General features: G+C 70.8%; 11 protein-coding genes, 1 tRNA gene and 1 pseudogene. 4 read left to right on the top strand and 9 right to left on the bottom strand.

Going from position 1 to position 9,623, the window contains the following annotated elements; translation table 11 throughout:
- On the bottom strand, positions 1–252 hold a 252-nt coding region (locus D471_RS41240; RefSeq protein ID WP_206538913.1), incomplete at its 3' end, for a hypothetical protein.
- Here D471_RS41240 and D471_RS0102830 point away from each other — a divergent pair.
- Together D471_RS0102830 and D471_RS0102825 are read left to right on the top strand one after the other, a co-directional pair.
- Positions 251–523, top strand: a complete 273-nt coding sequence (locus D471_RS0102830; protein ID WP_017597225.1) for an antibiotic biosynthesis monooxygenase family protein — start codon at positions 251–253, stop codon at positions 521–523. The two genes, D471_RS41240 and D471_RS0102830, sit on opposite strands and share 2 nt — an antisense overlap.
- Positions 524–677: 154 nt before the next feature.
- The gene (locus D471_RS0102825; protein ID WP_017597224.1) at positions 678–1,412 is read left to right on the top strand and encodes a flavodoxin family protein; all 735 of its coding nucleotides are present in this window, start codon (positions 678–680) and stop codon (positions 1,410–1,412) included.
- A gap of 66 nt (positions 1,413–1,478) precedes the next feature.
- Here the strand turns inward: D471_RS0102825 and D471_RS0102820 are convergent, their stop codons facing one another.
- A complete protein-coding gene (locus D471_RS0102820) occupies positions 1,479–2,555 on the bottom strand; it encodes a CU044_5270 family protein (RefSeq protein ID WP_017597223.1) in 1,077 nt (358 codons plus the stop codon).
- On the bottom strand, positions 2,543–3,109 hold the full coding sequence (locus tag D471_RS0102815; RefSeq protein WP_017597222.1) for an RNA polymerase sigma factor: 567 nt from the start codon (positions 3,107–3,109) through the stop codon (positions 2,543–2,545). Before D471_RS0102815 ends, D471_RS0102820 begins: the two co-directional genes overlap by 13 nt.
- 468 nt (positions 3,110–3,577) lie before the next feature.
- Here D471_RS0102815 and D471_RS0102810 point away from each other — a divergent pair, with 468 nt between their 5' ends.
- On the top strand, positions 3,578–4,090 hold the full coding sequence (locus tag D471_RS0102810) for a hypothetical protein (RefSeq protein ID WP_017597221.1): 513 nt from the start codon (positions 3,578–3,580) through the stop codon (positions 4,088–4,090).
- Between the two features lie 255 nt (positions 4,091–4,345).
- Here D471_RS0102810 and D471_RS0102805 read toward each other — a convergent pair whose 3' ends face one another.
- Positions 4,346–4,765, bottom strand: a complete 420-nt coding sequence (locus D471_RS0102805; RefSeq protein WP_017597220.1) for a hypothetical protein — start codon at positions 4,763–4,765, stop codon at positions 4,346–4,348.
- Between the two features lie 167 nt (positions 4,766–4,932).
- Between D471_RS0102805 and D471_RS39015 the strand changes: the two are divergent.
- Positions 4,933–5,355: pseudogene (locus D471_RS39015) on the top strand (transposase); the annotation flags it as partial.
- Between the two features lie 124 nt (positions 5,356–5,479).
- Here the strand turns inward: D471_RS39015 and D471_RS0102800 are convergent.
- From D471_RS0102800 to D471_RS0102780, 5 genes are all read right to left on the bottom strand, one after another.
- Positions 5,480–5,553 (bottom strand) — tRNA-Pro (locus D471_RS0102800).
- 123 nt (positions 5,554–5,676) lie between these two features.
- The gene (locus D471_RS0102795) at positions 5,677–6,174 is read right to left on the bottom strand and encodes a DUF523 domain-containing protein (protein WP_026127345.1); all 498 of its coding nucleotides are present in this window, start codon (positions 6,172–6,174) and stop codon (positions 5,677–5,679) included.
- 130 nt (positions 6,175–6,304) lie between these two features.
- Positions 6,305–7,744, bottom strand: coding sequence for a ribosome biogenesis GTPase Der (gene der / locus D471_RS0102790; RefSeq protein WP_017597218.1), 1,440 nt, complete (start codon positions 7,742–7,744; stop codon positions 6,305–6,307).
- A 205-nt stretch (positions 7,745–7,949) separates the two neighbouring features.
- A complete protein-coding gene (gene cmk, locus D471_RS0102785; RefSeq protein ID WP_017597217.1) occupies positions 7,950–8,645 on the bottom strand; it encodes a (d)CMP kinase in 696 nt (231 codons plus the stop codon).
- 91 nt (positions 8,646–8,736) lie between these two features.
- On the bottom strand, positions 8,737–9,623 hold an 887-nt coding region (locus D471_RS0102780; RefSeq protein WP_017597216.1), incomplete at its 5' end, for a prephenate dehydrogenase.

The following is a 9,623-nucleotide window of genomic DNA, read 5'->3' as shown; positions in this document are numbered from 1 at the left end:
CCCCGCCCCCCGGCCACTCCGCGTCATGGCTGCCCTCAGGATCCCCCCGACGTTCGGTATCGGCCTGGTCAGCGGGTAGGTGAGGGCCATGGGGAAGAACACGGGGATGGACGAGGAAGCCGCCTCGCGCGTCCCCTCCGCCGCGGCGCGGAACCCGGAGTCCGACACCGCGCAGAGCAGGTTCGACTCCCGCGCCTGATCGGCCGCCGACCGGCACGAGAACGACGACTCCGACGACGAGGAGCAGGCCATGATCGTCACCGTCGCCCGGGTCACCGACCCCGACCGGTTCCTGGAAATCTTCCGAACCATCGGCGCGCGGAAGCGGCGGGAGCACGGCTGCCGCGCGGCACGGGCCTACATCGACCCCGAGGACACGCACCGGGTGTGGTCCTTCTTCGACTGGGACACCAGGGACTACGAAGGGTTCCTCGCAGACCCCGGAGTCCCGGCCATCGCCCGCGAGCTCGGCCTGCTGACCCCGCCCGTGCACGTCACCGCCGCCGCTGACCTCGATGCCTGACCGCCGAAGGACGATCGCTCCCGGGCTCGCGAAAGATGGGGGCGGAGGGACGCCCACACCCCCGGCCGGACGCGCTCGGCGCGCATGACGAGGAACCGGTCACCCGTCGTGATCAACTGGTGGTCGGCCATCGCCTGCAGGGAAGGACCCGATCATGCCCGCGCACGAGACCGTCACCGATCCGGCGCCGTCCTTCGACGGGCTCCGGGCGCTGTTCGTCAACTGCACCCTGAAACCGTCACCACAGCTGAGCCACACCGAGGGCCTGATCGAACGCAGCGTGTCCCTGATGCGTTCGGCCGGGGTCACGGTGGACACGCTGCGGGCGATCGACCACGACATCGCGACCGGGGTCCATCCCGACATGACCGAGCACGGGTGGGCGGTCGACGCCTGGCCCCAGGTGTACGAGCGGGTCCTGGCCGCGGACATCCTGGTGCTGGCCGGGCCGATCTGGCTCGGTGACAACAGCTCGGTGATGAAGAGGGTCGTCGAACGGCTCTACGGGTGCTCGCACCTGCTCAACGATCGGGGCCAGTACGCCTACTACGGCCGGGTGGGCGGGTGCGTGATCACCGGTAACGAGGACGGAGCCAAGCACTGCGCGATGAACGTGCTCTACAGCCTCCAGCACCTGGGATACACGATCCCGCCCCAGGCCGATGCCGGATGGATCGGCGAGGCGGGCCCCGGCCCGTCCTATCTGGACGAGGGGTCGGGCGGGCCGGAGAACGACTTCACCAACCGCAACACCGCGTTCATGACCTACAACCTGATGCACCTGGCCGCGATGCTCAGGGCCGCGGGGGGCGTGCCCGCCTACGGCAACCGACGTTCGGTCTGGGACGCCGGATGCCGCAGCGACTTCGACAACCCCGACTACCGCTGAACCCGTCTCCGACGTGGCGTGGCCGGTCCCGGTGCGAAACATCGGGGCCGGCCACGCCACGGTGCCCTAGGGGCGCTGGCCGACCTCCTGGACCCAGCCCGACCAGAGGTAGCTGACCTGCTCGGACAGCAGCGGGTAGGCCAGTCCGAACTCCTCGGCCTGGGTCTGGGAGGAGTCCTCCTCCAGCAGGGTCGTGTCGCGGTACAGCAGCGATCCGTCCTGAGGGTCGTAGAGGTAGCGGTGCTCGGCCACGGACACCTCGTCCTCGACGCGGACCCGGAAGAGATCACCCTCACGGTCCAGCGGATCAGTGGCGGTACCCAGGTACTCCACCCCGCCGCTCTCGGCGATCATCCGCTGCACGGCCGCCTCCTCGGCGCCGGAGAGCGGACGCGAGTCGTACAGGTTCTCGACGGAGTTGACCAGGTTGGCCAGGGAGTCGTCGACGGGGTCCGCGCCGAAGTCGCTCAGGAGATCGGTCATCCCCGCGGTGTCCGTGGGCAGTTCATCGGGCCAGACCAGCGTCGGGTCCAGCTCCTCCTCATGGATGTCGGTCTGCTGTTCCAGGAACCACTCGTGGTCGGCCTCCCGCCCGCCCGTCTCCAGCGGTGGCTGGGGGTGCTCGTCCCGGCGCATGTTGCCTTCCAGGTCCTGCCACTCGTTCCACTCGAAGGGGATGAACCCGTACCCGTGGGTTTCCTCGGGGTCGTCCTCCCCGGCGTTCGCGGTCAGTCGGTACAGGGTGGTGCCGGTGGAGGAGACGAAGCCGACCTCGCCCTCGCCTTCGGCGTCGCCGCGGCCCTCCGCGGTGTCGGCCAAGGCCAACAGCCGCCCGGTGCCGTCGGTCGGCTCTCCTCCCACGACCTCGATCGGCTCGGGCGGGGCGGCGTAGGCGGCCGGCACCCCCAGGGGGTCGCCTCCGGGAAGCAGCATCGCGGTGGCGCCGACAGCCAGCGCGGCGGTCACCGCTCCAGCGGCCAGAACGGGGATACGGCGCCACAGGGGTCGGACCATGGGGGTGTTCTCCTTCAGCCGGAGGATGGCGTTGGTGCGGGCCCACTGCCGGGCCTGCGGGGTGGGTGCGGTGTCCTTGGCGGGGTCGGCACCGTTCAGGGCGGTGCGCAGCGCGTTCAGGTCGTCCATGCCGCCTCCTTGACGGTGCGGTCCTGATGGGGGTCGGAGTCCTGGGCTGTGTGAGCGGTCAGTTTCTTTCGGGCGCGGTGCAGGCGGCCCCGGGCGGTGACGGCGGTGCAGCCCACCACTTTGGCGGCCTGTCGACTGTCGAGTCCTTCCCAGGTCACGAGCATCACGAGTTCGCGTTCGATCTCCGACAGCCGTGACAGGGCCGCCAGGGCCTCGGTTCGTTCGATCACCCGGTCGGCGTCGTCGGCGTGGTCGGTGACACGTCCGGGCTCCTGACTCAGCGAGCCCACGATCAGTTCCTGGCGCTGAGACCGTCGCAGGTGGGCCAGGGCGATACGGCGCGCACACGCGTACAGCCAGGGCAGTTCCCGTTCCGGAATCAGGCGTTTTTTGTTCCGCCAGGCCACGGCGAAGGCCTCCGAGGCCACGTCGTCGGCGTGGTCGGCGCCCACCCTGCGTCGTGCGTACCGGTACACGGCGTCGTAGTGCTCATCGAACAGGGCGTTGAAGGCGCGCTCGTCGGAATAGTGGTCTCCGACGGTGCTGCGTCCCATGGGCTTACCTCCCGTCCTCTCACCTGCTTATGTCGGTACGGGGGCCGAGTGTTAGACGACCGATCGGGTTTTCTCCTCCGGGACCACGACCCCACCGACGACGAGAACACCGCCTTCCCGAACCCGGGCGAACCCGAGCTGCGGACCGTGGCTTGACACCCTGCGCCCATCGGATGTCTACGGGTGTCAGCCAGCCGATCGCTGTCAACAACGGTTGAACGTGGACCACCAGGCACCCGGATGAACATGGACCACTTCCCTGTCCGGTAGCGTCCTTCCAGGTCAGCCCGCCGCGCCCGGTGGCGGTGTCCGCCCACGACCGTCCAGGGTGGCGACGTACACCGTGGCCTCCCCAACCGCCCCGAACGGTCACTGTGCGTCACTTGATATTGAACTCAAAGTGATAAAGTCACTCCGCCCAGCGAACAGCACCACAGCACCGACGGGCCGGCCGACGAAAGAGCCGACGTGAAGCCTCCCCGCCTCCTGACACCGGCGCTCTGCCTCACCATGACGGCCCTCCTGACAGCGTGCGAGGTCACGATGGCGTCGAGCCTCGACCTCCCCGAACAGCACCGCAAGGAGATCGACGCCTTCCAAGAGCAGGTGACCGACACGTGTCGGGTCGCGGGCGGAACCGTCATCCTGGAGCCCCGCCACGCCGCACAGATCGGTCAGCGCTTCGTCTTCTACGCACAGCAGACCCGTGCCGGGGAACCTGACGGTACCGAGGAGATCATCAGGGCGGCCCAAGAGACGGTGGAGAAACCCGCCCCGGATTCCGGACCCGGCGTGAACATCTGCGACGGAGAGGAGGTAGAAGACTTCAAGGATGCCTTCTACCCGCGGGCCGTCATCCACGTCACCAGCGTCAAGGGCTGGGTTGACCGCTACCCCGAAGAATCCTTGTGGACGCTCAGGCAGACCCTCGGGGACGTCAGCCTCGCCTTGGAGGAGCACGCCGCGACGGCGTCCGGCTGAACCGGCCCCTCCCCCGGCCTCCACCACGGCGACCTGTACGTCCCGCCCACCGCCTACCTCCAGCCGTTCGAGCCCACGAACCCGGACGGCTGGATGACCGTCGAATGGATGCGCTGCCCGGATCCCGAAGAGCGAGGGCTCCGTCCGATCCCCTCACCGGGGAAAACAATCTGAAAAGCCAGCTTGGCGGAAAGACCGGCGCGGCCCCGCACGTGGTGTACGGGGCCGCGCCGTGGTGGTCCTGGGGCGAGGCGGTCAGGGGTGGGGGGCTTGCCGCAGCGCGGCCAGCTCCTCGTCGTCGACGTCCTCCAGGTCCGGTTCGGACCTGACCCCGGGCGAGACCAGGTCGGGGTCGTCGTGCTGGAGGGCGAAGGCCGGCGCCCACCGGGCCGCGTGCTCCAGGGCGTCGACCACGGAGTGGAAGTACAGGTGCTGCTCGCAGTCGCCGTGAGCGATGTTCATGAAGAACGTCGTGCCGTCGGCGCTTCGGAACATCTCGGCGTAGGCGTAGGAGTAGGGGCCGCTGTAGACGGCGAAGGGGTGCCGGTTGAATCCGGCACGGGCGACGCTGTCGCGCCAGTCCTCCTCCACGGTCTGGGCCTCGGTGGCTTCTTCGACGGGGTCGGGGCCCGACGTCCAGGCGCCGTCCCGGTAGTGCAGGGCGATAGTGGTCATGGGGGCATGGTCACAGATGGTCGGCGCGCGCGGACAGGTTTGCTCGGATTGGCCGAGTACGGCCACGGCCTGGGTGCCGCCAAGGTGGAAAGTCACACAGCCAGCTTTGTAGATGTCCGTCCGCAGTCGGCCTACGCACTGCGCGAGGCCGTGACCAGGTCGTTGACCGGCCCCAAAGCGGCGGTCGACACAGACACGGAGACCGCCGAGCACTGGCCGCGATCATCTTCGTGGCCGCGACCGGCCGCACCTGGGCCCAGTTCCCACCGGTGTTCGGCCCGTCGGGGCCCACCGCGCACCGCCGCTTCACCGGGTGGGCCCGGGCACGAGTCTGGGCCAAGCTCCACGGCGACAGGGGCTACGACGACCACCTGCGCCGCTGGCTCCGCGAGCGGGGGGTCGTGCACCGCCTGGCCCGCGAAGGGGGTGGAGTCCTCCCAGCGGTTGGGGCGGCACCGGTGGCGGATCGAGCGCACCGTGGCCTGACCGGCCGGATGCCGCCGCCTACACCGCCGCCACCGGCCGATCACCTCCCGGCCTTCGCCGGCATCGCCCGCATACGGATCCGTTACCGCGGACTCACCGAATGAGATGAGCTCCAACACGCCTGTCCCTGAGTTCCGAACCCATCCGCAATGAATGTGCAGAAAGCCCGGGCACCTTCGCTCCGGACACGCGAAAGGGGCGCTCACCTGGGTGAACGCCCCTCATCCGTCGGGACGGCGGGATTTGAACCCACGACCCCTTGACCCCCAGTCAAGTGCGCTACCAAACTGCGCCACGTCCCGTACCGTTGGCCCGGCCCCGTCTCCGGCGCCGCCAACGGATGAAACCTTACCGTACTTTCCGGTGCGCTCGCACCACGTTATGGGCGCTATGCCCGGCGGACCAGCGGCTCCGGGGCGGTCGCCTCAGACCTCGTCGAGTTCGTCGAGGCACTCGCGCGCCCGCGCGAGCTCATCCTCGCTGAACACCTCGACGCCGTGGTCGCGCAGCAACTGCGCGGTGACGCCCTCACCGGGGATACGGCGTCCGGAGAAGGTGCCGTCATAGACGACGTTGCCGCCACACGACGGGCTGCCCTCCTTGAGCACCGCCACGGCGACGCCGCGCGCGCGAACGGTGGCCAGGGCCGAACGCGCACCGGCGACGAAGGCCTCGGTCACATCCTCCCCCTCCGGGGTAAGGATGCGCGCCCTGCCCTCCAGGACGTCGGTGGCGGTCGCGCCGGGCTCGATCTCGGCGGGCGGGCGCGGAACCGGAAGGCCGCCCGCGACCTCCGGGCAGTGCGGAACCAGGCGCCCCTCCTCCCGCCACCGGTCGAGCACCTCGGCCGCGACGGTCTTGGCACCCCCGTCGTAGCGCACCCGACGACCCACCAGACACGAGCTGATCAGCACCCTGCGCACGATTCCTCCTCCTCGCTCCCCCGTCAAGCTACCGCCCCGGGGGAGCACCGCCCGTCGCCTCCCCCGGTGACGGACACGGCGAAGGGGCCGCCCGACCTCGCACGACCCCTCCCAACCGGCAGCGACGTCTCTAGCGCCGACCGCGCGGCTTGCGGTCCGGACGGACACTGCCCTTCGAGGCCCGCCCCACCGTGCCGTTCTTCTTCTCCCGGATGCGCATGCTGATGTGCACCGGCGACCCGTCGAACCCGAAGTCCTCCCGCAGGCGCCGCTCGATGAAGCGCCGGTAGTTGTCCTCCAGGAACCCGGTCGTGAACAGGATGAAGTGCGGCGGACGCGCGCCCGCCTGAGTCCCGAACAGGATCTTGGGCTGCTTGCCGCCACGCACCGGCGGCGGGGTCGCCGCGACCAACTCCTTGAGCCAGTTGTTCAGCTGTCCGGTCGGGATCCGCTGCTCCCAACCGCGCAGGCTCGTCTCAATCGCCGGAACCAGCTTCTCCATGTGGCGGCCGGTCTTCGCCGAGATGTTCACCCGCGGCGCCCAGGAGACCCGCGACAGCTGGCGGTCGATCTCCTTCTCCAGGTACGTGCGGCGCTCCTCGTCGAGGACGTCCCACTTGTTGAACGCCAGCACCAGACCGCGCCCGGCCTCCACGACCTGCTCGACCACCCGGATGTCCTGCTCGGCCAGGGGCGCGCTGACATCCATCAGCACCACCGCGATCTCGGCCCGCTCCAGGGCGCTGCCGGTGCGCATCGTCGCGTAGTAGTCGGCGCCCTGGAGGGCCCGGAAACGGCGGCGGATTCCGGCGGTGTCGATGAACTTCCACGTCTGGCCGCCGAGCTCGATGAGCTCGTCGACCGCGTCGCGCGTGGTCCCGGCCACCGAGTCCACGACCACGCGGTCCTCGTCGGCCAGGCGGTTGAGCAGGCTGGACTTGCCGACGTTCGGACGGCCCAGAAGAGCGATCCGGCGCGGCCCGCCCTCCGCGTCGTCCTCGGCCTCACCCCGGGGCTGCTCGGGGAAGGCGTCAACGACCGCGTCCAGCAGGTCACCGGTACCGCGGCCGTGCAGGGCGCTGATCGGGTACGGCTGGCCCACACCCAGGTTCCACAGGGCGAGCGCGTCGGCCTCCTGCATCTCACCGTCGACCTTGTTGGCGGCCAGCACCACGGGGCGCTTCGTGTTGCGCAGCACGCGTGTGACGGCGGCGTCGGCGTCGGTGATGCCCACGGTCGCGTCGACCACGAACAGGATCACGTCGGCGGTCTGCGCGGCGTACTCGGCCTGCCGGGCGACCATGGCGGCCAGGCCGCTCACACTGGTCTCCCACCCGCCGGTGTCGACCAGGGTGAACCTGGTGTTCTGCCACTCGGCGTCGTAGGCGACCCGGTCACGGGTCACACCCGGCACATCCTCCACGACCGCCTCACGGCGGCCGAGAATGCGGTTGACGAGGCTGGACTTGCCCACGTTGGGGCGGCCGACCACGGCGACCACGGGCAGGGGCGTGGCCTCCGTGCCCTCCTCGCCCTCGTAGCCGACATCGGAGACGTCGAAGTCACTCATGTACTGCTCCCGGTTCCAGGTCCCCGCGCGCCCAGGACGCGTGCCGCGAGGATCGAATGAACGCCCGGTCCCGCTCCCCGAACGGGGCCACGGTCTCGGGCGTGACGGCACGGGCGCCCACGGCACCCGTGTACTGGCCACGGAGGACACGCCTCCGCGTGCGGGCACCCGCTCGCGGGGCACCCGCCGATGGTGTCGGCCCGGGCTACTGCTCCCGGACCTGGTCGACGAGCTTGACCACCAGCGCGACGACCTCGTCCAAGGTCAGGCCCGTGGTGTCGAGCTCGGTCGCCGACTCGGTCCGCGTCAGCGGCGAGTGCGACCGGCTGGAGTCCAACCGGTCACGCCGGGCCAGGTCGGCCTGGGTCCCGGCCACGTCGCTGGTCCGAACCTCCTTGCTGCGCCGCTGGGCACGTGCCTCGGCGCTGGCGGTCAGGTAGAGCTTGACCGGAGCGTCCGGCGCGACCACGGTCGTGATGTCGCGCCCCTCCACCACGATGCCCGCGCTTTCCGCGCGGGCGGCCGCGATGATCTCGCGCTGCCTGCGCACGAGCAGCTCACGTGCCTCGGGGACGGCGGAGACGGCCGACACGTTGTCGGTGACGTCCTTGCTCCGGATCTCGACCGCCACGTCGCGGCCGTCCACCGCCACGGTGGGAGCCGACGGATCGGTGCCCATCGTGATCCCGGGACGCTCCACGGCCGCGGCCACGGCGGCGGCGTCGTGCACGTCCACGCCCGTGTCCAGCATCCACCAGGTCAGCGCCCGGTACATGGCACCCGTGTCGAGGTACCGCAGGTCGCGCGCCTTGGCCACGCCCTTCGACGTGCTCGACTTGCCCGATCCGGAGGGGCCGTCGATCGCGACGACGATGCCCTCGGTGCTGCCCTGCGCGCTCACTGGCCCTGACTCCCGCGTACGTTCACTTCTTGCCGACGCCCCAGCGTACCCGGGCGTGGACGCGGTCCGGCACGTCCGTCCGAACCCCGGATCACCGGCCGGGGTGCACCGACCAGCCGCCCTCGGCCAGCGCCCCGACGAGCGTGTTCTCGGCCTCGGGCAGGACGTACAGCTCGCACACGCCCAGCGGCAGGCCCGGTGTGTGCTCGATCCGCACGTCCTCGATGTTGACCCCCGCCTCGGCGGTCGCGGCGAACAGGTGGCCCAACGCCCCCGGTTCGTCCGGGATGACCACGGGCACGACCGTGTAGGAGGGCCGCCGCACCGCCCCGTGCTTGCCGGGCAGGCTCCCCTGACCGCCACACCCCCGGGCGAGCACGTCACGCACCGGGGCCAGCGTCGCGTCCGTCCGGGTGTCGGGGTCCGCGCCGAACGCGCGCAGGGCCTCGGCCGTGGCGGCGAGGTCAGCGGCCACCCCCGACAGGACCTCCGCCACGGGCGCGGCGTTGTGGGTGAGAATCTCGGTCCACATCGCCGGGTCGCCCCCGGCCACGCGGGTGACGTCGCGCACCCCCTGCCCCGCCAGGGCCAGAGCCGCCTCGTCCGCGCCCAGCAGGCTGGCGGCCACGGCGGAGGAGGCCACGTGCGGAGCGTGCGAGACCAACGCCACGGCGCGGTCGTGCGCGTCGGCGTCCAGGACCCGGGGGACCGCGCCGCACATCCGCGCCAGCTCGGCGACGGTGGCGACGGTCTCGGCGTCGGCCTTGCCCGTGGGGCACAGCGCCCAGGAGCGGCCCAGGAAGAGGTCCGCGCGGGCCGCCCCGGGGCCGTGCTTCTCCCGCCCCCCCATGGGGTGACCGGGTACGAAGGTGGCCATGTCGCAGCCGAGCCGGTCCGCCCCGGCCAGCACACTGGCCTTCACGCTCGCGGCGTCGGTGTAGACGTGCGCCAGCCCCCGGTCCTGCGCGTCACGCAGGA

The organism is Nocardiopsis lucentensis DSM 44048, assembly GCF_000341125.1.
GTDB classification, from domain to species: domain Bacteria; phylum Actinomycetota; class Actinomycetes; order Streptosporangiales; family Streptosporangiaceae; genus Nocardiopsis; species Nocardiopsis lucentensis.
This window is presented reverse-complemented; position numbering and strand designations above follow the sequence as displayed.